Raw genomic sequence first — 20,790 nt, forward strand, 5'->3', positions numbered from 1 at the left:
ATGGTCAGCACGCTGCGCGCAGCACGCCGAAAGTTCAAGTTTACAGGATTGATGAGCAAGAAACATGCGCGCGAAAGTGCGCTCATGCTCCCCAACTTCTGACAAAACGGGCGTTGATTCACGCTTTGCGATGGCGCGACGCACATCAATGGTGCGTCCCGCGCCCGGTCGCGGGCAGCGAATCGTGCCGCCGCGCGCGGCCGGCGGGAACGGGGCGCTCAGGTCCGCTCGGAAGGATCGGTCTTTTTGGCGGGGCGTCGGATGTCCGCCGAAAGCTGCGCGAAGATCCACGACGACCCGGCCGTGACGATGCCGACACACAGGAACGTTGCGTGGAAAGCGGGCAGCGAGTTGACCGCGGTGACACGCGGAAGCAGACCGGTGAACGTTGCGAGCAGCGCACCGGCGACGGTCACTCCGAGACTCATCGACAGCATCTGCACGAGCGAAAAGAGGCTGTTGCCGCTGCTTGCGCCGCCGGTGCCGAGGTCCTTGAGCGTGAGCGTATTCATCGCGGTGAACTGCATCGAGTTCACACCGCCGAAGGACGCGAGTTGCACGACACGAAGCCAGAGCGGCTGGCCTGCGCTCGTCAGCGAGAAGCTCGCCATCGCGAGGCCGACCATTACCGTATTCGTCACCAGCACGGGGCGATAGCCGTACTTCATGATCAGTTTCGTCACGAGGCGTTTCGACGACATGCCTGCCGCTGCCACCGGCAGCATCATCAGGCCGGCTTCGAACGCGGTGTAGCCGAGGCTCACCTGCAGCAGGAGCGGAATCAGATAGGGCATGGCGCCGCTGCCGATCCGCGCAAACAGGTTGCCGAGCAGGCCGACGCTGAAGGTGTGGATCTTGAAGAGATCGAGTGAAAAGATCGGTTGCGGCGCGCGCACTGCGTGCAGTCCATAGGCGACGAAGGCGGCCAGGCTCAGGATCAGCAACACCAGAACCGTAGCGTGCCCGATGCCGAATTCGGTGCGGCCGTCGAGCGCGAACGAAATGGCGACCATGCCGACGACCAGCAACAGATAGCCCTTGAGGTCGAATTTCGCGGTATCGGGATTGCGGCTGTCCGGCATGAAGATGAACGTCGCGATGCAGCCGACGATGCCGACCGGCACGTTGATCAGGAAGATCCAGTGCCATGACGCAATCTTGACGAGCCAGCCGCCAAGCGTCGGTCCGATGAGCGGCCCGATGAGTCCAGGGATCGCCACGAACGACAGCGCGGGCAGATACCGTTCGGCCGGAAAGGTGCGCAGCACGGCGAGGCGCCCGACCGGCAGCAACATTGCGCCGCCGACGCCCTGCACGATGCGCCACACGACCAGCTGGTTCAGCGAATGCGCGTTCGCACACAGCAGCGAACCGACGGCGAACACCAGGATCGCGCTGAAGAACACGCGCCGCGTACCGAGCCTGTCCGCGAGCCAGCCTGACACCGGAATCATCACGGCCATCGTCAGCGAGTACGCGATCACGACGGATTGCATCCGCAGCGGCAGTTCGCCGAGACTCCTCGCAATCGCGGGCAACGCGGTGTTGACGATGGTCGAATCGAGCGTTTGCATGAAGAAGCCGGTGGCGACGAGCCACAGCATCACGGTCAGGGACTTCTGGGAGGGGGTGTTCGCAATCTGGGCAGTGGACATGGAGAGCAGGGGCGGCGCGGGCGGTGCGCAGTGGGGCGGGCCGGGCAGCCGCCATTTTAGGGGAAGCAGGCCGCCCATGCGGATCCAGCAGATCCGGCAGCCAATGCCGGTGGCCGGACCGCGTCCAGCCAGCCAGTCTCTTCAAGCGGGAAGGCGCGCTGCGGCGTCGAAAAACGCCCGCGCACGCGGGTCGTTGGTGAAAGCCGCGTTGACGCGGATCCACGGGCTCATTTCCGCGTTGGGCCGGAAATAGCTGCCCGGCGCGACGGTCACGCCGAGCGGCGCTCCGCATTCGACGAGGCGCGCCGCGTCTTCGACGTGCGGCACACGCGCCCAGACGAACTTGCCGCCCAGTGGCTTTTCGAACACTTCCCAGCCGCTGTCTTCGAGGGTCTGGACGGTCAGGCCGAGCGCGTCGCGCATGCGGCGGCGCAGCCGTTCGAGATACTTCCTGTACATGCCGCGTTCGAGCAGCGCAACCGCGACCGCTTCCGCAAACCGCGAGCCGCCGATGCTCGTCAGCATCTTCACGTCGGCAAGGTCCTTGACGATGGCCGGACTCGCGATGAGATAGCCGATCCGTAGCGACGACGATAGCGTCTTCGACAGGCCGCCCACGTACACCACGTGTTCGAGCTGGTCGAGCGTCGCGAGGCGGTCGGTGGGCTCGGCCTGGAAGTCGGCGTAAATGTCGTCTTCGATGATCGTGAACTGGTGTTCGCGGGCGAGTTGCAGGAGCCGGAACGCGACCGGTGGCGCGATCGTCGTGCCGGTCGGATTGTGGAAGACCGTGTTGATGAAGAAGAGCCGTGGCCTGTGCTCCTTCAGTTGCGCCTGCATGGCGTCGAGGTCGGGGCCGTTGCGCGTCCTTGGAATGCCGATGAGACGCACCCCATGCAGTTTCAGCAGGCCGTTCAGGTTGTAGTACCCCGGATCTTCAACGAACACCGTGTCGCCGGCCTTGAGCATGTAGCGCATCAACAGGTCGAGTGCCTGGCTTGCGCCGTTCGTAATCAGGATCTGCGACGCGTCGGCCTCGATGCCGAGCTGCGCGACGCGGCTTTGCAGATGGTCGCGCAAGGTTGCATTGCCGAGCGGCGTCGCGTAATCGATCAGGCTTGAACTGTCGACCCGCGATACATGACGGATCGCCTGGCCGATGCTGTCCATGTCGCGCCACGCTTCGGGGATGAAGCCGCTGCCGAGCTTGAGCGACTCGCCCGGATGGTTGAACTGTTGAAGGATGTGGACCGATTCTTCGTCGGCCCGCCGCGGGTCCGAAGTGCCCTCGCCGGCGAGCGCCCCACGCGGACGTTCGCTCACGTAGAAACCCGAACCGTGGCGCGAATCGATATAGCCGAGCGACACGAGGCGATCGTACGCCTCGATCACCGGAAAACGGCTGATCGCGTAGTCGGCGGCGAACTGGCGGATCGACGGCAGTTTTGCGCCCGGATGGGCCGCCCGGGAACGGATCCACGTCTGCACGCCGGTGACGATCTGCTCGGTTAGGGGGACACCGTTGTCGCGGTTCAGTTCGAGTTTCATACGGCCTCCGTCTTCGGTGTGCCGGTCACTGTCTGGTTTTTCGACTGTACAGTTTCAATGAAACTGTACAGAACTGTGCATGGGTTTCCGGTCCCCGCGCCGCAATAATGACTCAACCATCAAGCCGTTTCAAGGAGCACTGCGATGCGCGAAATCCGTACTTTCGAACTGGAACATGGCGAGCCGGCGGCCGCGTGGCGCGTCGCTCAACCGCTCGTCCTGAAAGTGATGGCCGGCGAGATCTGGCTCACGCTCGATGGCGACTCCGAAGACTACTGGCTGTCTGCGGGCGATACCTTCGAGTTGCCGCGCGGCGCCCGCGCGTGGGTTAGCGCAGGGCAGGGCGCGGCACGGCTCGCGCTGGCCGTTGCCGGCTGCAGGCAGCAGGTGCGGACGATGGCTACGTCGGCTTCGCGGCTCTTCTGGCGCGACTGGCTGCCGCGCTGGCTGACGGCAGCCTGATCGCGCCGGGGCGTGCGTTCAGCGTGCCATCGTGCGCCGCATGCAGGGTGAGAATCGAACGGTTGCAGGGCACCCGTCGATCGTTTTGTGGTCGAATCGGGATACACAGACTCGCCATGGCGTCCGTCGCTGGCGCCTGCCAGGTTCATGACACCTCAACTTGCACTCAGGCATATCTGGTCGATCGCGGGATGCGATCTCGCGGCGCTCGACGCCGTGTCGATCGAAGGATCGGATCCCGCGCTCCCGTCGGTCTATCGCGTCGGCACGCTCGCGGCCTCAACGATCGCAGCGACGGCGCTCGCCGCTGCCGAATGTTTTCGTCTGCGCACAGGTCGTCGGCAACGCGTCGATGTCGCCGTGCGGCGAGCGCTTGTGGCGTTTCGCAGCGAGCGCTACCTGCGTGTAAACGAGGGTCCCGCTCCTGAGTTGCGCAGTCCTGTCACGGGCTTCTATGCGACCCGCGATGGTCGCTGGATACAGCTGCATACGAACTTTCAGCATCATCTCGATGGCGTGCTGAGGGTGCTCGGCTGCGCGAACGATCCCGCAGCCGTCGCCGCAGCGATTCGCGGCTGGGATGGCGCGACGCTCGATCAAACGCTTGCTGATGCGGGCCTGTGTGCCGCGCTGATCCGTGCGCCGCACGAGTGGGGAGCGCTGGATCAGGCGAAGGCTGTCGCGGCGTTGCCGCTCTTCGAGATCGAACGGATCGGCGACGCCCCGCCCGAATCCCCGGGACGTGGCGACGCCGCGCGGCCGCTTGCCGGTACACGGGTGCTCGACCTGTCGCGGATCATCGCGGGACCTGTGGCGGGGCGCGCACTCGCGCAGCATGGTGCGCAGGTACTGCTTGTGAATGGTCCGCATCTGCCGAACATCGCGCCGCTCGTCATCGATAACGGGCGCGGCAAACGCTCCGCGACCCTCGATCTTCGCGACGAAGCCGCGCGCGAGCAACTACGTGCACTGGTGTCGCACGATGCGGACGTGTTTCTGCAGGCCTATCGCCCGGGTTCGCTCGCGGCGCGCGGCTTTGCGCCGGAACAGCTGGCGCGGTTGCGACCCGGCATCGTGTGCGTGTCGATTTCGGCGTACGGACATACCGGACCGTGGGCCATGCGGCGCGGCTTCGACAGCCTCGTGCAGTCGGCGAGCGGGATTGCGTGGACGGAAAGCCGGGCGGCGGCTGCGGGTGATGAATCGGCGGCACAAGGGCAGAGTGACAGGCCAAAGCACCTGCCCTGTCAGGCGCTCGATCACGCCACCGGCTACCTGGCCGCCTTCGGTGCGATGGCGGCCCTCGCGCGCCGGGCGACCGAGGGCGGCAGCTGGCATGTGAGCATGTCGTTAGCGCAGACCGGTCGCTGGTTGCAGTCGTTCGGACAGGTCGACGACGGGTGGCGCACGCCCGACGTCACCTTCGATGACGTGCAGGACTGTCTGGAAACCGTCGAGTCGCCATTCGGCCGGATTCGCGCAGCGACACCCGCAGAACGGATGTCGGAGACGCAGCCGTTTTACGCGAGGCCGCCGGTGCCAATCGGCACCGATGAGGCGCGCTGGGAACCGTGACGCGCCGCACATTTGCCTACTTGCGAAGCTCCGCCACGAAGTCGTAGTAGTCGTTGCGGCAGTAGGTATCAGTGAGTTCGATCGCGCGCTGGTCGGCCGTATAGCCGACGCGCGTGATCAGCAGCAGCGCCTCGTTCCGCGCGATGCTCATCTGCTGGGCGATTTCGTCGCTTGCGTTGACTGCGCGGAAATGCTGCAGCGCCCGCACGATCGACAGTCCGCGCTGGTCGAGATAGCTGTACAGCGAATCACCAATCGCCTGCGGATCGGGAATCACCGAGGACGGAAATGTCGAGTTCTCGACGGCCATCACGATTCCGTCCGCGAGCCGCAGCCGCCGCAGACGTGTCACCGCCGCGGCCGGCGACAATCCCAGCTGGATCACCTCATCGCGATTCGCCGGCTGGATTTCGCGCGACAGCCACTTCGAACTTGGCGTGAAGCCGCGCCGCCTCAGCATTTCGCTAAAGCTTGATAGTCGCGACAGGGGATCCTCATAACGCGGCGTGATAAAGCTGCCCGCGCCTTGCGTGCGCCGGATCAGTCCCTGCTCGACGAGCAGCGCAATGGCTTTGCGTGCGGTGATCCGCGAGACGCCCAGCGCCTCTGACAGGACACGCTCGGACGGCAGGGCTTCGCCCGCGTTCCAGCGGTTTTCGTGGATGGCGTGACCGAGTTTGCGGGCAAGTTGCAGGTAGAGCGGCGTGTCGTTTTCCGGGTCCGGGCGCAGGTCGCGCCAGCGGTCTTCCGAGGCAGAGTTCATGTGACGGACGCAAGAAGGGCAAGCGGCAATTCTATGTCATTGGCGCGTTGCGTTATAGCGGGCTTTTGCCTGGCAGTGAGTAGAAGCGTACGCGAGCGGATAAACTCGATCGTCCATCGCGCGGACTGGCGGTATGTGCGGGGCGGAGCGCCCGCACCGGTTGGTGGGCATTCGTAGACATGCACATACCTGACCGGACGCATCCCATCCACCCGATACGCGATTTGAAACCCAAGCAGAAGGAGTCTTCATGACGACCGATACCGCCAGCGTGAGCCTGCCTGACGGCGAGCGCATTCCGAAACTGGGACAGGGCACATGGGAGATGGGCGAGCAGCCGTCCCGGCGCACCGCCGAGATCGCCGCGCTGCGCGAAGGCATCGAACTCGGCATGACGCTGATCGATACCGCCGAGATGTATGGCGAAGGCGCCACGGAGACGCTTCTGGGCGAAGCCTTGCAAGGCATGCGTGACGACGTGTTTCTCGTCAGCAAGGTCTATCCACACAACGCGAGCCGACGCGGCGTGCAGGCCGCGTGCGAGCAGAGCCTGAAGCGTCTGAAGACCGACCGGCTCGATCTGTATCTGCTGCACTGGCGCGGCTCGGTGCCGCTCGCCGAGACCGTCGAAGGGTTCGAGGCGCTCCGTCGTGCAGGCAAGATCCGTCACTGGGGCGTCAGCAACTTCGACACTGACGATATGGAAGAACTCTTCTCGGTGCCGGGGGGCGACGCATGCGCCACGAACCAGATCCTGTACAACGTCGCGCGGCGCGGACCGGAGTTCGAACTGCTGCCGTGGCTGGCCGCTCGCAACCTGCCTGCGATGGCCTATAGCCCCATCGATCACGCGCGTTTGCCGAGGCGCTCGCCACTTGACGATATCGCCGGCGCCCGGGGCGTCTCCGTGTTTCAGGTGGCGCTTGCATGGGTGCTGCGGCGGCCAGAGGTGTTCGCGATTCCGAAGTCAGGGCGCATCGAGCATGTGCGCGCCAACCGTCGCGCACTCGATCTGCAACTCACCGCCGATGAATACGCCGCCGTCGACGCCCACTTCAGACCGCCACGCAGCAGGCGGCCGCTCGAGATGCTGTGAGCGGCGCGAGTTGACGAGCGATGGGTATCAGCTGCAGGCGTGATGCGAATGAACGGAGCCGAGTACGGCGACTTCCGCAGGCGTGCGCCTGAGCGCATCTTCGCTGACCTGACTGGCATCGCCGAGGAATTGATCGACGATTGTCGCGACCGGCGTGTCGTGCAGACAAAGCGACACGCGTTGCGTTTCGTTGGCGGGCAATGCGGTGCGCTGTCCAAGGAACAGGACGCCGTACTGATAGCCATGAATGATGCCGCGGATCTCGCCGACGCATTGACCTTGCGCGACGTTGTCGGATTTTTGCCGGCAGAGCTGGGTCAGCGAATACGCGGAGAAGGAGGGGTCGACTGGCGCGGCAGCTGACTGTGCGGGTGTCTGGGGCTGCGCTGTGGATTGTGCCGGGTTTTGTGCCTGACTCAGTGAAGCGAAGCCAAGCATGGCGGCCATCAACAGGCCGGACGCAGTACGTGCCGCGAAGTGGGGGACGTGTCGTTGCATAGGGTTGGCCTCATGCCAGATATTGAACTCGATATGAGGCAAATGGCGCAGTTTGGTTCCGGCACGCACGAGGTGCGCCGTCGACCATGGCGATGCTAAAGGAAGAGATAAGTCTGGATGATCCGGGCCCGGCGGTGACGCTCAGACCGGGGGATCTGATCGTCACCGCCCACTCAGGCTCGGACCGATAAGGCTGTTGGATCGTTTCGGAACAGGGAACGGTGCGGGGGCGCCGTTCCCTGGCTGCGGGTCTAACGTCCGCTGCCACCGCCGTGACCACCGCTGCCGGAGCCTCCGCCGAAGCCTCCGCCAAAACCGCCACCGTTCCCGAAACCACCGCCGAAGCCTCCAAAGCCGCCGCCGAAGCCGCCGCCCTTGCCCGCGCCACCGCTCGGGCCGCCGCTGCCGCAGCCGCAACCGCTAGTGCCACCACCACTACCGCCGCTGCTGCCGCTGCTGCCGCTGCTGCCGCTGCTGCCGCTGCTTCCGCCACCACCACCACCACCACCACCGCCACCACCACCGCCACTGCTTCCGCCACCGCCACCACCACCACCGCCACCACCGCCGCCACCACCACCGCCACCACCACCACCACCACCACCACCGCCACCACCACCACCACCACCACCACCACCACCACCACCACCACCACCACCACCACCACCACCACCACCCTTAGCACCGCTGTTACCCGAAGAACCACCGCCCGAGCCGTTCGCAGAGCCACTGCTCGAGTTGGCTGCCGAAGCGCCGCCACCTCCCGTGCTATTTCCGCTTGCGCTATTGCTGCCGCCACCACCGCTCGATGCCGCTCTGCCGCTCCCGCTGCTCCCGCTGCTCCCGCCGCGTCCGCTGTTGGCCAGCTTTCTGTCGCATTCGCCGACCGAATCGCCACGACATTCCTTGATCTGAAAAACGACCGCTGCATCGTCAGCCGCTGTTGTTGTCATGTCTGACGATGACCCCATTGCAGGCGATTCCCCCTGCGCGAGCACCGTGGCAGTTGCGCCGCCGCTTGAAGGCAGCGGCGCATCTGCATTCACGCTGCTTCCCGAAAAGGAAGCGCTGGCTGTTGCGCTATTCACCGGTTGCCGGGCGCCGGACGTGTTCCTGGTCGTCCCGCCTGTTGCCGGTGAAGTCGTCGCCTGCCCGCTGCTCGCCGGTAGCGGCGCATCGGCCGCGATGATCCACGTCGGAATCACGTCGGTCATCGCCGCGCCGTGCGCAGGCACCGCCAGTAAAGCCCCCGCGCCAGCAACACACGCTGCAGCACCCCGTAACAACACATCGTAGTACTTATCGAATTTGGTGTTATTCATTGCTTGTCTCCCGACGAAACGGCGGCTCCTCGTTTGCCGTCATTTCCTCTGGTCACTTCGCGTGCGACGGGCCTGTCATTGCGCGAGCCTCGTCGCTCCCCGGGGTCGGTCTGCACGCCGCACGTCTCGCATCGCTGCCGCGAGATGCGTAGAGCGTTCTCTTTAGCCTTCGTTCGTCGTCCATCGAATGAACGTGGATAACTCCGACCGCGTGCATCCAGTCCATGCGGCGGACCTCCCCGTCCGCCACCTGCGCTGTCTGCCGCATGCGACCGTGAAGGTCGCGCCCGGTTATCAGCGCGTGTCGACTGAGCCTCAAAGTCGCCCTGTCGATCATCGTTGGCCGGATGCCCGCATGATTCTTAGCGATATCCATGCCATTGCCCGCAAACCCATGTCCGAGGCAGGATCTGGCTCGCGTGTCTGACGCAGGCCTGGCGGAATCGGGTAAAAACGTTTCTGAGCTGAAACGCACGCGGTGCGGGCCATCGCGCAACGTGTCATCGATGTATCGCGACGTATCGAAGTTCAGGCGGCGCGGTGTGCATCCGCGATCGAAAAGGGTTCGCCCGAAACGGATCCGCAGGCGAAGATTGCAGCTCAAGCGTCGCGGCGAGGGGCTTGTAGCGCGCGAAGTTCTTCAAGAGGGATGTGGCAGCGGATCCGATGGCCGTTACCCGCGTCCTGCATCGGCGGGTCCTGCTGCTCGCAGATCGCGCCGATCCTGCGCGGGCAGCGGGTATGAAACACACATCCCGATGGCGGCGAGGCGGCGGATGGCATTTCGCCCTCAAGGCGTATGCGTTGCGTGCTGCGGGCCTTCGAATCGAGCGTTGGCACAGAGGAGAGCAGCGCTTCGGTGTAAGGATGATGAGGCACGTCGAAGACGTCCGCGGCGGAGCCGATTTCCATCAGGCGTCCGAGGTAGAGCACGGCGATGCGATCTGACAGGTAGCGCACGACGTGCAGGTCATGTGAGATGAACACATAGCTCACGCCGTGTTCGCGTTGCAGGTCGGCGAGCAGGTTCAGGATCGCAGCCTGCACCGAGACGTCGAGCGCCGACGTCGGCTCATCGCAGACGACGACGCGCGGGTCGCCCGCAAACGCGCGGGCAATGGCGACGCGCTGCTTGAGACCGCCTGACAGTTGCCGCGTGCGTACGCCGAGGTAGCGCTCGGGCAGGCGTACGGCTGCCGTCAGCGCGCTCAGTCGCGCATCGTGAGCCTGGCCGCGCAGCGCACCGAGCCTCGACAGCGCGCGACCGATCAGATGCTTCACCGAATGCGCGCGATTGAGCGCCGAGTCGGGATTCTGGAACACGATCTGCAGCGACTTCACCTGCTCGTCGTTGCGTCGCGTGACGCGTGCCGGCAGCGGTGTGCCGTCGAGTTCGATGACGCTGCCTTCGTCCGGCGTAGTGAGGCCGAGCAGGAGTCGCGCGAGCGTTGTCTTGCCGCTGCCCGATTCACCTACGAGGCCAAGCGTCTCGCCCTTCGCGAGTTCAAGCGAGACGTCGTCGACAGCGCGCAGCGCGGTGCCGGAAACATGAAACGTCTTCGACACGTTTTCCGCCCGCAGCACCCGGATATTGCGCCCGGCGTCGTGCGCACGGTCGTCATCGGTATCGCGCATGGAGGACGGCGCTGCGTCATCCGCGAGACGCGGCAACGTGGCGGCCCGCTCGTGATAGTGACAACGCGACATGTGCTCGCCGGTCGCCCCGCTCAGGCGGAACGGCGGCGGCGCGTCGCGTCGGCAGCGATCGTCGGCGAGACGGCAGCGATCGGCGTAGATGCAGCCCTGCGTCACCGAGCCCGGCAGCGGCAGATGTCCCGCGATCGTATCGAGCCGGTCCGTGTCCTTCCTGCGTCCGGTGGTCGGCAGGCAACGCAGCAGGCCAACCGTATACGGATGACGCGGTTGCGAAAAGACATCGCGCGTAGTGCCTTCTTCAACCAGTTTGCCCGCATAGAGCACGCCCACCCGCTCGCACATCCGGCCGATCACCGCGAGGTTGTGGCTGATGAACAGCACGGAGGTGCCGAGCTCCGCACGCAGTTGCGAGACGAGGTCGAGCACGTCCGCTTCGACGGTCGCATCGAGCCCGGTCGTCGGTTCGTCAAGGATCAACAGCGCGGGATTCGACGCGAGCGCCATCGCGATCACCACGCGCTGCTGCATGCCGCCCGACAGCTGATGCGGATAGCTGTCCATCACCCGCTCGGGCGACGCGATGCGCACACGGCGCAGCATCTCCAAAGTGCGCTGCAGCGCGTCCACGCGCGAAGCGCCCGCTGTCTCGAAGGCTTCGGCGACCTGGCGCGCGATCGTCATCGAAGGATTGAGCGCGCGTGAAGGGTCCTGATAGACCATCGAGATCGACTTCGCGCGCATCATGCGCAGCGCTTCGGCATCGAGCGCGTGCACGTCCTGCCCCGCAATCGTGATGCGCCCGGCCTTCACCTTGCCGTTGCGCGGCAGATAGCGCAGCGCGGCCATCGCGACCGTCGACTTGCCGCAGCCCGATTCGCCGACGAGGCCGTACGCCTCGCCGCGCCGTACGCGAAATGACACGTCCTGCAGCACCTCGCGGTCGCGTCCGCGGATGCGATACGTGACGGTGAGGCCGACCACCGTCAGTGCATCGGTGCGCTCGCTCTTCGACACGTCGAATGCGGGGAACGAGGCGGGCGGCGAGCCGTTCATCGGTCGAGTACTCCTTGCACGCTGTCCGCAATCAGGTTCACGCCGACGACGAGCGAGGCGATCGCCGCCGCATCGAAGACGACCGTCCACCACGCTCCACCCGCCATCAGCGTGTACGACTCCGACAGGGCGAGACCCCAGTCGGCCGAAGGCGGCTGGATACCGAAGCCGAGAAACGACAGCGTCGCCACCGCGAAGATCGCGTAGCCGAGCCGCACGTTCGCTTCGACGATGATCGGCGGCAGCACGTTTGGCAGGATTTCCGCAAACATGATGTACGGTGCGCGTTCGCCGCGCAGCTGCGCCGCGGCGACATAGTCGAGGTGGCGTTCGGCCAGCACGGCGGCGCGCACGGTGCGCGCGGTGATCGGCGTGAAGGTGATGCCGATCACAAGAATCACCGTAAAATTCGACGTGCCGACGGCCGCGAGCGCCAGCAGTGCGACGATCACGAGCGGCAGCGCGAGCACGGCATCGATGGCACGGCCGACGATGTTGTCGACCCAGCCTTCGAAGTAGCCGACGAGAAGACCGAGCACAGTGCCCGCGAATGTGCCGAGCAGGGTGGCGAGCGGCGCGATGGTGAGAATGTCGCGCGCGCCGACGATCACGCGCGAGAACACGTCGCGGCCAAGCTGATCCGTGCCGAACCAGTGCACGTGATCGGGCGACGTCAACGAGTTGAGCGGGTCGGATGCATAGGGATCGTGCGGCGCGATCCACGGCCCGGCGATTGCGCACACGGCCCAGCCCAGCAGGATCAACACGCCGACGATGAACGTCGGCGAGCGCAGCAGCACGCGCAGCTGATCGAAGCGCGGCTCCTGGCTGCGCGGTGGAACAGGTGTCACAGGCGGAACCGGGGGGATCGGCGTATCCGGCGCAACGCTGCTCATTCAGCCCCCTTCACGCGCAGGCGCGGGTTCAGCAGCACATGCAGGGCGTCGGCGACGAGATTCGCAACCGTGTACACGACGCCGACCGTCAACACGCCCGCTTCGAGCATCGGAAAATCCTTGGCCTTCGCGGCGTTATAGATCAGCGAACCGATGCCCTGATAGTGGAACAGCGTCTCGACGACCACGAGACCGCCGATCATGTAGCCGAACTGCGTGGCGGCCACGGTGATCGTCGGCAGCAGCGCGTTGCGCAGCACGTGCCGCCAGATCACGATGTGTCGCGGCAGGCCCTTGAGGATCGCCGTGCGCGTGTAGTCGGCATCGAGCGCCTCGACGGTGCCCGCACGCGCCATCCGTGCGATGTAGCCGAAGAACACCAGCACGAGCGGCAGCACCGGCAGGACTAGATGCTTCAGTTGTTCCAGCGCACCGGCATCGGGGGGATACGAGGCTTCGATCGGCAGCCAGCGCAGCCAGATGCCGAAGATCAGGATCAGCACGATCGACGACACGAATTCCGGGACCACTGTCGCCGACAGGCCCGTGATGCTGATAGTCCGGTCGAGCCAGCGTCCGGCATGCATCGCGGCCCACACGCCGCCAGCGATACCCAGCGGCACCACGACGATGAACGCAAGGAAGCCGAGTTTCGCGGAACGGCCGAGCGCCTCGACGATGAATGGAGCGACGGGTGTGCGAAACGCGTAGGACATGCCCATGTCGCCGCGCATGAAATGCGTGATCCACCCGATGTATTGCGTAAGCAGGGGCCGGTCCGCGCCGAGCTGATGATTGAGCGCGGCGACTGCGCGCGCATCGGCCAGCGGCCCGAGCACGGCGCGGCCGATGTCGCCCGGCAACAGCTGGCCGCCCGCGAACACGATCACCGACAGCAGCCACAGCGTGACCAGCGAAAGCATCACGCGCGTCGCAAGAAAGCGCGTGACCCGGCCTGCGTTGCCGCTGGCGGCGCGGGGGGCGGAAGGGGAAACCATCGTCGACATCGAATGCTCGCGTAAGGTCCTGGCGCCGGATGCGATAGCGGTTCAGCCGGTCAGAGCGTTGGCCGTTCAACCCGTCAGCACCGCGCGATCGAAATATAACTGCGCGATCGCGGTAAAACGGACGCCGCTCAGCACACTGCGCGTGGCGATCAGCTGGTCGTAGAAGTACGGGATGATCAACGGTGTCTCGTCGAGCAGCAGCGTCTGGATCTGTCCGGAGATCCTTTTCTGCGACGCGACGTCGACGGCCGCGACAAAATCCGCGACGAGCTTGTCGTACTGCGGATTCTTGAAGTGCGCGGCGTTCCATGTGCCGCTGCTCGTGAGCGGGGCATTGAGGAACACGTTCGGCACGCCGCGATGGCCGTAGTCGGTGATGCCAAGTGGCGAGTCGAGCCAGTCGGATTTCCCGGGCGTGCCCGCGCCGTAGTAAAGCGACTGGCTTTCGACCTTCAGATTGATCCGCACACCGATCGCCTTCGCCGCGTTCTGCACGACAACGGCGAGATCGGAAATCTCCATGTACTTCTCGGTGGTCAGCGTGACGTCGAAGCCGTTGGCGACGCCCGCCTGCGCGAGCAGTTGCTTCGCCTTCGCGACGTCGATCCTGCGCTGCGGCACGCTCATATCCGACGATGGAAAAACCGGTGCGAACGGACTGTCATTGCCCAGCACGGCACGACCCTTGAAGAGGCCCCGCACCATCACATCGCGATCGAGCGACAGCGCGAGCGCCCGGCGCACGCGCTTGTCCCTGAAAAGCGGATTGTCATTGCGCATGTGGATCTGCCGATGCGCGCTCGACTTCACGCCGATCACCTTGAACTCGGGATTGTTCAGGATGCCGGAGCCTCCCTGCACGGTGAATGTGCCCATCACGTCGGCCTGATGTCCCTGGAGCGCGAGGATCTGGGCCTGTTCGTCGGCATAAAACGAGAACTGCACGCGTTGCGGCAGCGCCTTCTCGCCCCAGTAATCCGGATTGCGCACGAACGAGACGCCGACCTTCGGCTGGAACTGCTCGAGCTTGAACGGACCCGTGCCGATGAAGGTTTTCTCGTAGTTGCCTGCATAGTTCGCAGGCAGGATCACCGCGTTGTAATTGTCCGAGGAAACGTAGTACGGGAAGTTGCCGTTCGGTGCGTCGAGGTGGAACGCGACCGTGTAATCGTCGACGACCTTCGTGCCGCCCTTCGACAGCACGCCCTTTAGCACGGAAAGCGCAGCCGAGCCGCTTGCCGGATCGGCGAGGCGGTCGAAGGTGGCGGCGACGTCTTTTGCGGTGAACGGCTGGCCGTCGCTGAATTTTACGTTCTGGCGCAGCTTGAAGGTCCACACGTCGCCCGTCGGGTTGGGCTGCCAGGACAGCGCGAGAGCGGGTTGCAGCTGCGAATGCGCATCGTCGTTGACGAGGAATTCGCCGGTCTGGTTGAGCAGGGCAAGGCCAGCCGCATCGGTGACGGTGAGCGGGTCGACGGCGCCGCCCGGTGTCAGATGGGCCACGCGGATCGTTGCGTTAGCACCCTTGGTCGCGCCTTGCGCCTGCGCGCGCGGCGCATTCAGGATGCCGCCGCCCGCGAGCGCCAGGCCAATCACGCTCGCGTAGCGCAGCAGCTCGCGGCGCGACAGGCGGCCGGCAAGGAATTCGTCGATGGCGTGATTGCCAAGGCAGTCCGCGCTACGGCGTGCAGTTTCGAGGGCGAGAAGGGTCGATTGGCGATCCGCGGGATTCTTCATCGAGTGGCGTTCCGTTTCGTTCTAATGGGTGATGCGCGAGGGGCGCGGCAGGGCGAGCGGTATTGCGACGACGAATGCGGTTTCAGTGTAAGCGATTGCTTCGGGATTCGGAACGCTGCGCCAGCCGCAAGTGCGTTCCGGGCAAGGAAAATGGGCAAGGTGTGTCGCGACGACAACGCCCGCTGCGCCGTGGCGCCGCAAGCGCTGTTCGCGCGGCCGCCAGGGATGACGCATCAGCGTCGCAAGCGCTGCACGGGCAGCGACTGTCCACCCTTCCTGCGGGCGGGACTGGCACGGCGATCGCTGCTTGCGGCACGGCTCAGCGCGCGGGCGCGGCCGGCCGGCGCCAGCGATGAAACAGCACCGAGCCGATCCAGCACGCCATGAAGAGCGCGACGATTCCGTAGCCCAGCGTGCCGAAACGCTCGTTGATGACGGCTGCGGCGTCCCACGGGCCACCCGTCAGGCCGAATCTGTCCGACAGCAGTCCAAGCGCCTCGACGCCACCGATCACAATCGCCACCACCGCCGATACGAACGTAATGCTCGCGTTGTAGTAGAGCTTGCGGCGTGGATCGTCCATCGCCCACCCGTATGCGTGGACCATCAGCACGTTGTCGGTGGAGTCGACGAGCGTCATGCCCGCCGTGAACAGCGCGGGAAACACAAGAATCGAGTATAGCGGCAGGCCTTTGCCGGCTTCCGCGGCGGCGATGGAGAGGAGGCCGATTTCGGTCGCCGTGTCGAAGCCGAGCCCGAACAGCACGCCGACCGGATACATATGCCAGCTCTTCGTCACGAGCCGGAACAGCGGCCGAAGTGCGCGCGAGAAGAGCCCGGCGGGCGCCGGCGCGGACATTTCGTCCGGCAACGTACCGCCGCGCTGCACATGCCGGTGGTGACGCCAGAGATCACGCAGGATCACGAGGTTGACACCGGCGAGCACGAGCAGAAATACCGCCGACACCACCGTGCCGATTGTGCCGCCGACCGCCTTGAGACTCTCGGAGCGGCCATGCAGCTTGAGCGCCGTCAACGCGATGCCGATGGTCGCGGCGATCACGATGGTCGAGTGCCCGAGCGAAAACGAAAGGCCCACCGTCAGAGGACGTTTGCCTTCCTGCATCAGCTTGCGCGTGACCGTGTCGATTGCCGCGATGTGGTCCGCATCCACCGCATGACGCAAACCGAAGCCATACGCGAGCAACGCCGTGCCGAGCAGCAGCGGATAGTGGCGAAACGCGATCAGCGCCCATGCCCACGCAGCCAGGTTAGCGGCGATGAGCACGATGTAGAGCGAGATGAGGCGAGGGCGCAGGGCAGGGGGCGGCGTCATGGAGAGCGATGGGCGTTAGTGATCGCGCGGATGCTTGTGGATCGGATCGACCCAGTAGACGGTTTCGGGGGCTTCGACTGCATCGATATTCAGGTTCACGACCACGGCTTCGTTATCGCTGCGCACGACCACGCATTCGAGCGGATCGTCGGTGCTCGCGTTGATCTCCTGATGCGGCACATAGGGTGGCACGAAGATGAAGTCGCCGGGACCGGCTTCCGCCGTGAATTCGAGGTGCTCGCCCCAGCGCATGCGCGCGTGTCCACGCACGACATAGATCACGCTTTCGAGTGCGCCATGGTGATGCGCGCCGGTCTTTGCGTTCGGATGGATCGTCACCGTGCCCGCCCAGATCTTCTGCGCACCGACGCGGGCCGCATCGATGGCCGCCGCGCGGTTCATGCCCGGCGTCTGCGCCGTGTTCGTGTCGAGCTGGTCGCCACGGATGACCTTCACGCCGTGTTCGCGCCAGTCCGGGTGTTGACCATCGCGGTCATGCTCGCCGTCCTGGGAATGATCGTGGCTCATGGTTATCTCCTTGCTTCAGGCTTCAGGTTATTCTGGCACGTTCAAAAATCGGCTGTGTCGCAGCGGCGCGGGGCTACCCTACTGGCTCACTGCATCAGGCCGTCCCGACAGAAAAAAGCCCGTCCACAAGGAACGGGCTTCGCGTTACATCACGGTGCTGCGAAACACTACTTGTGCTTCGAGTTGATGATCGCCTCCGACACATTCGACGGCGTTTCGGCGTAGTGCTTGAACTCCATCGTGTACGTGGCGCGACCCTGCGTGAGCGAGCGCAGCGATGTCGAATAGCCGAACATCTCGGCGAGCGGCACTTCGGCGCGCACGAGCTTGCCTCCGCCGCCGGCGATGTCTTCCATCCCCTGCACGATGCCGCGCCGGCCGGAGAGGTCGCCCATCACGTTGCCCATGAAGTCTTCCGGCGTCTCGACTTCAACCGCCATCATCGGTTCGAGCAGCACCGGCTTCGCGCGGCGCATGCCTTCCTTGAACGCCATCGAGCCGGCCATGCGGAATGCGTTTTCATTCGAATCGACGTCGTGGTACGAACCGAAGGTCAGCGTCGCCTTCACATCGACAACCGGATAGCCCGCCAGCACACCGGCCTTGAGCGTTTCCTGAATACCCTTGTCGACCGCCGGAATGAATTCGCGCGGCACGACGCCGCCCTTGATCGCATCGACGAACTCGTAGCCGCCGCCCGGCTTTTGCGGCTCGAGCTTCAGCACGACGTGACCGTACTGGCCACGGCCGCCCGACTGCTTGACGAACTTGCCTTCGACATCCTCAGCCGAGGTGCGGATCGTTTCCCGATACGCGACCTGCGGCTTGCCGACGGTGGCTTCGACGCCGAACTCGCGCTTCATCCGGTCGACCAGAATTTCCAGGTGCAGCTCGCCCATGCCGGAGATGATCGTTTGCCCGGATTCTTCGTCGGTCTGCACGCGGAACGATGGATCTTCCTGCGCGAGACGGTTGAGCGCGATGCCCATCTTCTCCTGGTCGGCTTTCGTCTTCGGCTCGACGGCCTGCGAGATCACCGGTTCAGGGAAGATCATTTTTTCAAGGATGATCACGTGGTTCGGATCGCACAGCGTGTCGCCCGTCGTCGCTTCCTTCAGGCCGACCGCCGCCGCGATGTCGCCGGCGTAGACCTCCTTGATTTCCTTGCGCTCGTTCGCGTGCATCTGCAGGATCCGGCCGAGACGTTCCTTCTTTTCCTTGACCGGGTTGTAGACCGTATCGCCCGAATTCACGACGCCCGAGTACACGCGGAAAAAGATCAGCTGGCCGACGAACGGGTCGGTCATGATCTTGAACGCGAGCGCGGAGAACGGATCTTCATCCTTCGGATGACGTTCCGCTTCGTGGTCGTACTCGTCGTGACCCATGATGGCGGGCACGTCGACCGGCGACGGCAGATAGTCGATCACGGCATCGAGCATCGCCTGCACGCCCTTGTTCTTGAACGCGCTGCCGCACAGCATCGGCACGATCTCGTTCCTGATCGTGCGTGCACGCAGGGCGCCCTTGATTTCGTCTTCGGTCAGCACGCCGCCGTGCAGGTACTTGTCGAGCAGTTCCTCATTGGCTTCCGCCGCGGCTTCGACCATCTTTTCGCGCCACTCGTGGGCGGTCGCCTCGAGTTCGGCGGGAATGTCTTCATAGGTGAACTTGACGCCCTGGCTTTCGTCATCCCAGAGAATCGCCTTCATCTTGACGAGGTCGACCACGCCCAGGAAGTGATCTTCCGCGCCGATCGGAATCTGGATCGGCACGGCGACGCCCTTCAGGCGATCGGCGATCTGACGCTGCACGCGGAAAAAGTCGGCGCCGACGCGGTCCATCTTGTTGACGAAGGCAATGCGCGGCACCTTGTACTTGTTCGCCTGGCGCCATACGGTTTCGGACTGAGGCTGCACGCCGCCGACCGAGTCGTACACCATGCACGCGCCATCGAGCACGCGCATCGAGCGTTCGACTTCGATGGTGAAGTCGACGTGGCCCGGGGTATCGATGATGTTGATCCGGTGTTCCGGATAGTTGCCGGCCATGCCTTTCCAGAAAGCTGTCGTGGCAGCCGACGTGATTGTGATGCCGCGTTCCTGTTCCTGCTCCATCCAGTCCATGGTCGCCGCGCCGTCGTGAACCTCGCCCAGCTTGTGATTCACGCCGGTGTAGAAGAGGATGCGCTCGGTCGTGGTGGTTTTGCCGGCATCGATGTGAGCGCTGATACCAATGTTCCGGTAGCGTTCGATGGGAGTCTTTCGGGGCACGTGAATCTCCTTGGAAATGCGCGCCGGTGGAAGGAGCCGGGCAATCGCGGCGTCGACCCTGCTGCGCCGATCTGCTGGATTCCCGGACGATCGCGGTGCTACGGTGATGAGATCACTAGCATAGCGCTACCGTCGGCCTTTTGCAGGAATCTTGTCTGGCGGGGGCGGGCGTCGCCGGCGCCCGCCCGGGACCCCGCACAGCGCCGTTGGGCAGACGCGGCGAGGCCGGCCGGCGCCATCGCGGCGGCGGCGGCCGGCAACCGGCCTGCAACCGTCCGCAACCTTGGGACGCGCCGCAAAAAAGCCGGTGAACTCCGTCTCGGGCGTTCACCGGCTTTTCGTATCCGGCAGGCTGGCCGCGGCGCAAACGCGGCCGCGCTGCGCCGCGTCGCGGGCGATGCGACTCGCTGTTATTGCGGCGCAGGCAGACCCTGGATCTGCATTCCCGGCTTGATGCCCTTTGACGCAAACCAGCCCTTGCTCATCTCAAGCACATAGACGCCGTTGTTCTTCGGGCAATGATTGTTGGTGGTCTCCGCCTGCATCTCGTCGATGTCGGTGATCGTGCCGTCGGCACGGATGAACGCAACCGAGAGCGGGATCAACGTGTTCTTCATCCAGAAGCAGTGCACGGCGTTTTCGTTGAAGACGAACAGCATGCCTTCGTTCGGCGCGAGCTTCGTGCGATACATGAGGCCCTGTTCTCGGTCCGCATCGTTGGCGGCGACGGCGGCGTCGATCACGAACATGCCTGCCGTGAGCTTCACGCGTGGAAAGTCACCGGGCTGTTTGGCGCCTGGCGGCATCTGCTGCGCATGCGCGTCATTCGAACCAGCGGCCGCGAACGAGAGGGCAGCGATGGGCAATGCAACCGCGAACGCGAAGCGCGCGATGAGTGAGCGCAGGGGAATTCGCACGACGTGACTCCTTGCTTGAAAATAACCCGCGCATGTTACGCGAGCGCGACAAAAACAAAAAGGCAGATCGCCTTGCGGCCATCTGCCTTTCAACGCCGTAAGAACGGCAAATGCTGCTAGTTCTTGACTGCGTTTTTACAAAGACTTATTCCGAAGCGCCCGAAGCTGCTTCAGCTGCTGCTGCCTTCTTGTGCGACTTCTTGTGCGAGTGATGGGTGGTCTTCTTTGCCGACGAAGCTGCTGCCATCGGAGCTGCCGAAGCTGCTGCCGGTGCCGAAGCTTGTGCGAATGCTGCCGTTGCGAAGAGGCCAGCGACCAGAGCGGCGATCAGTTTGTTCATTTTGTAAATCCTCAGCATGAGTTGCAGTAAATTAACCAACGACCCGGTTCTTGAGTCAGATCGGTAAACGTGCCATCCACCTTTCGGTTGACAGGCGCATCGAACAAATTTTTCGACGTGTCTGCCAG

Annotated in this window: 18 protein-coding genes; 4 read left to right on the forward strand and 14 right to left on the reverse strand. The window is 64.5% G+C overall.

The genetic code is table 11. The features are described 5' to 3' along the window. Positions 1-218: 218 nt before the first annotated feature. Together mdtD and B0G77_RS09605 are read right to left on the reverse strand one after the other, a co-directional pair. A complete protein-coding gene (gene mdtD / locus B0G77_RS09600) occupies positions 219-1,655 on the reverse strand; it encodes a multidrug transporter subunit MdtD (RefSeq protein ID WP_133661933.1) in 1,437 nt (478 codons plus the stop codon). 141 nt (positions 1,656-1,796) lie between these two features. Next, a complete protein-coding gene (locus tag B0G77_RS09605) occupies positions 1,797-3,203 on the reverse strand; it encodes a PLP-dependent aminotransferase family protein (protein ID WP_133661934.1) in 1,407 nt (468 codons plus the stop codon). A gap of 144 nt (positions 3,204-3,347) precedes the next feature. Here B0G77_RS09605 and B0G77_RS09610 point away from each other — a divergent pair, with 144 nt between their 5' ends. Both B0G77_RS09610 and B0G77_RS09615 read left to right on the forward strand, forming a co-directional pair. Further along, on the forward strand, positions 3,348-3,665 hold the full coding sequence (locus B0G77_RS09610; protein ID WP_133661935.1) for a DUF2917 domain-containing protein: 318 nt from the start codon (positions 3,348-3,350) through the stop codon (positions 3,663-3,665). Positions 3,666-3,812: 147 nt separating this feature from the next. Then, a complete protein-coding gene (locus B0G77_RS09615; protein WP_133661936.1) occupies positions 3,813-5,240 on the forward strand; it encodes a CoA transferase in 1,428 nt (475 codons plus the stop codon). A gap of 16 nt (positions 5,241-5,256) precedes the next feature. Here B0G77_RS09615 and B0G77_RS09620 read toward each other — a convergent pair whose 3' ends face one another. Further along, entirely contained in the window at positions 5,257-6,003 is a 747-nt protein-coding gene (locus B0G77_RS09620) for a GntR family transcriptional regulator (protein WP_133661937.1), read from the reverse strand. 250 nt (positions 6,004-6,253) lie between these two features. On the opposite strand from B0G77_RS09620, the gene B0G77_RS09625 reads away from it, so the two are divergent. Continuing rightward, positions 6,254-7,099 carry an aldo/keto reductase gene (locus B0G77_RS09625; RefSeq protein WP_133661938.1) on the forward strand — a complete coding sequence of 282 codons (846 nt, stop codon included), beginning with the start codon at positions 6,254-6,256 and terminating at the stop codon, positions 7,097-7,099. Between the two features lie 27 nt (positions 7,100-7,126). Here the strand turns inward: B0G77_RS09625 and B0G77_RS09630 are convergent, their stop codons facing one another. After that, on the reverse strand, positions 7,127-7,597 hold the full coding sequence (locus B0G77_RS09630; RefSeq protein ID WP_133661939.1) for a hypothetical protein: 471 nt from the start codon (positions 7,595-7,597) through the stop codon (positions 7,127-7,129). A gap of 10 nt (positions 7,598-7,607) precedes the next feature. Continuing rightward, entirely contained in the window at positions 7,608-8,273 is a 666-nt protein-coding gene (locus B0G77_RS43795; RefSeq protein WP_208116412.1) for a hypothetical protein, read from the reverse strand. A 275-nt stretch (positions 8,274-8,548) separates the two neighbouring features. Here B0G77_RS43795 and B0G77_RS09640 point away from each other — a divergent pair, with 275 nt between their 5' ends. Then, the gene (locus tag B0G77_RS09640) at positions 8,549-8,893 is read left to right on the forward strand and encodes a hypothetical protein (protein WP_133661940.1); all 345 of its coding nucleotides are present in this window, start codon (positions 8,549-8,551) and stop codon (positions 8,891-8,893) included. Between the two features lie 626 nt (positions 8,894-9,519). Here B0G77_RS09640 and B0G77_RS09645 read toward each other — a convergent pair. From B0G77_RS09645 to B0G77_RS09685, 9 genes are all read right to left on the reverse strand, one after another. Beyond that, positions 9,520-11,628, reverse strand: a complete 2,109-nt coding sequence (locus B0G77_RS09645; protein ID WP_133661941.1) for an ABC transporter ATP-binding protein — start codon at positions 11,626-11,628, stop codon at positions 9,520-9,522. Next, positions 11,625-12,524: an ABC transporter permease gene (locus B0G77_RS09650; RefSeq protein WP_243750959.1), complete on the reverse strand. Its 900-nt coding sequence runs from the start codon at positions 12,522-12,524 to the stop codon at positions 11,625-11,627. Before B0G77_RS09650 ends, B0G77_RS09645 begins: the two co-directional genes overlap by 4 nt. Further along, complete coding sequence (locus B0G77_RS09655) at positions 12,521-13,531, reverse strand: ABC transporter permease (RefSeq protein ID WP_133661942.1); 1,011 nt, start codon at positions 13,529-13,531, stop codon at positions 12,521-12,523. Before B0G77_RS09655 ends, B0G77_RS09650 begins: the two co-directional genes overlap by 4 nt. Before the next feature lie 66 nt (positions 13,532-13,597). Beyond that, positions 13,598-15,268: an ABC transporter substrate-binding protein gene (locus B0G77_RS09660; protein ID WP_133661943.1), complete on the reverse strand. Its 1,671-nt coding sequence runs from the start codon at positions 15,266-15,268 to the stop codon at positions 13,598-13,600. 319 nt (positions 15,269-15,587) lie between these two features. Continuing rightward, on the reverse strand, positions 15,588-16,604 hold the full coding sequence (locus B0G77_RS09665) for a HoxN/HupN/NixA family nickel/cobalt transporter (RefSeq protein WP_133661944.1): 1,017 nt from the start codon (positions 16,602-16,604) through the stop codon (positions 15,588-15,590). A gap of 15 nt (positions 16,605-16,619) precedes the next feature. Continuing rightward, positions 16,620-17,132 carry a cupin domain-containing protein gene (locus B0G77_RS09670; protein ID WP_133661945.1) on the reverse strand — a complete coding sequence of 171 codons (513 nt, stop codon included), beginning with the start codon at positions 17,130-17,132 and terminating at the stop codon, positions 16,620-16,622. Between the two features lie 167 nt (positions 17,133-17,299). Then, positions 17,300-19,405, reverse strand: coding sequence for an elongation factor G (gene fusA, locus B0G77_RS09675; protein ID WP_133661946.1), 2,106 nt, complete (start codon positions 19,403-19,405; stop codon positions 17,300-17,302). A 410-nt stretch (positions 19,406-19,815) separates the two neighbouring features. Further along, on the reverse strand, positions 19,816-20,322 hold the full coding sequence (locus tag B0G77_RS09680; protein WP_133661947.1) for a DUF192 domain-containing protein: 507 nt from the start codon (positions 20,320-20,322) through the stop codon (positions 19,816-19,818). Between the two features lie 145 nt (positions 20,323-20,467). Beyond that, positions 20,468-20,662: a hypothetical protein gene (locus B0G77_RS09685; RefSeq protein ID WP_133661948.1), complete on the reverse strand. Its 195-nt coding sequence runs from the start codon at positions 20,660-20,662 to the stop codon at positions 20,468-20,470. Between the last annotated feature and the right edge of the window lie 128 nt (positions 20,663-20,790).

The organism is Paraburkholderia sp. BL10I2N1, from assembly GCF_004361815.1.
In the GTDB taxonomy this organism is placed as follows: domain Bacteria; phylum Pseudomonadota; class Gammaproteobacteria; order Burkholderiales; family Burkholderiaceae; genus Paraburkholderia.

Excerpts from the sequence above, each read along its gene's own strand:
- mdtD (WP_133661933.1), bottom strand. The coding sequence starts at position 1,655 with ATGTCCACTGCCCAGATTGCGAACACCCCCTCCCAGAAGTCCCTGACC.
- B0G77_RS09605 (WP_133661934.1), bottom strand. The coding sequence starts at position 3,203 with ATGAAACTCGAACTGAACCGCGACAACGGTGTCCCCCTAACCGAGCAG.
- B0G77_RS09610 (WP_133661935.1), top strand. The coding sequence starts at position 3,348 with ATGCGCGAAATCCGTACTTTCGAACTGGAACATGGCGAGCCGGCGGCC.
- B0G77_RS09615 (WP_133661936.1), top strand. The coding sequence starts at position 3,813 with ATGACACCTCAACTTGCACTCAGGCATATCTGGTCGATCGCGGGATGC.
- B0G77_RS09620 (WP_133661937.1), bottom strand. The coding sequence starts at position 6,003 with ATGAACTCTGCCTCGGAAGACCGCTGGCGCGACCTGCGCCCGGACCCG.
- B0G77_RS09625 (WP_133661938.1), top strand. The coding sequence starts at position 6,254 with ATGACGACCGATACCGCCAGCGTGAGCCTGCCTGACGGCGAGCGCATT.
- B0G77_RS09630 (WP_133661939.1), bottom strand. The coding sequence starts at position 7,597 with ATGCAACGACACGTCCCCCACTTCGCGGCACGTACTGCGTCCGGCCTG.
- B0G77_RS09640 (WP_133661940.1), top strand. The coding sequence starts at position 8,549 with ATGTCTGACGATGACCCCATTGCAGGCGATTCCCCCTGCGCGAGCACC.
- B0G77_RS09645 (WP_133661941.1), bottom strand. The coding sequence starts at position 11,628 with ATGAACGGCTCGCCGCCCGCCTCGTTCCCCGCATTCGACGTGTCGAAG.
- B0G77_RS09650 (WP_243750959.1), bottom strand. The coding sequence starts at position 12,524 with ATGAGCAGCGTTGCGCCGGATACGCCGATCCCCCCGGTTCCGCCTGTG.
- B0G77_RS09655 (WP_133661942.1), bottom strand. The coding sequence starts at position 13,531 with ATGTCGACGATGGTTTCCCCTTCCGCCCCCCGCGCCGCCAGCGGCAAC.
- B0G77_RS09660 (WP_133661943.1), bottom strand. The coding sequence starts at position 15,268 with ATGAAGAATCCCGCGGATCGCCAATCGACCCTTCTCGCCCTCGAAACT.
- B0G77_RS09665 (WP_133661944.1), bottom strand. The coding sequence starts at position 16,604 with ATGACGCCGCCCCCTGCCCTGCGCCCTCGCCTCATCTCGCTCTACATC.
- B0G77_RS09670 (WP_133661945.1), bottom strand. The coding sequence starts at position 17,132 with ATGAGCCACGATCATTCCCAGGACGGCGAGCATGACCGCGATGGTCAA.
- B0G77_RS09685 (WP_133661948.1), bottom strand. The coding sequence starts at position 20,662 with ATGAACAAACTGATCGCCGCTCTGGTCGCTGGCCTCTTCGCAACGGCA.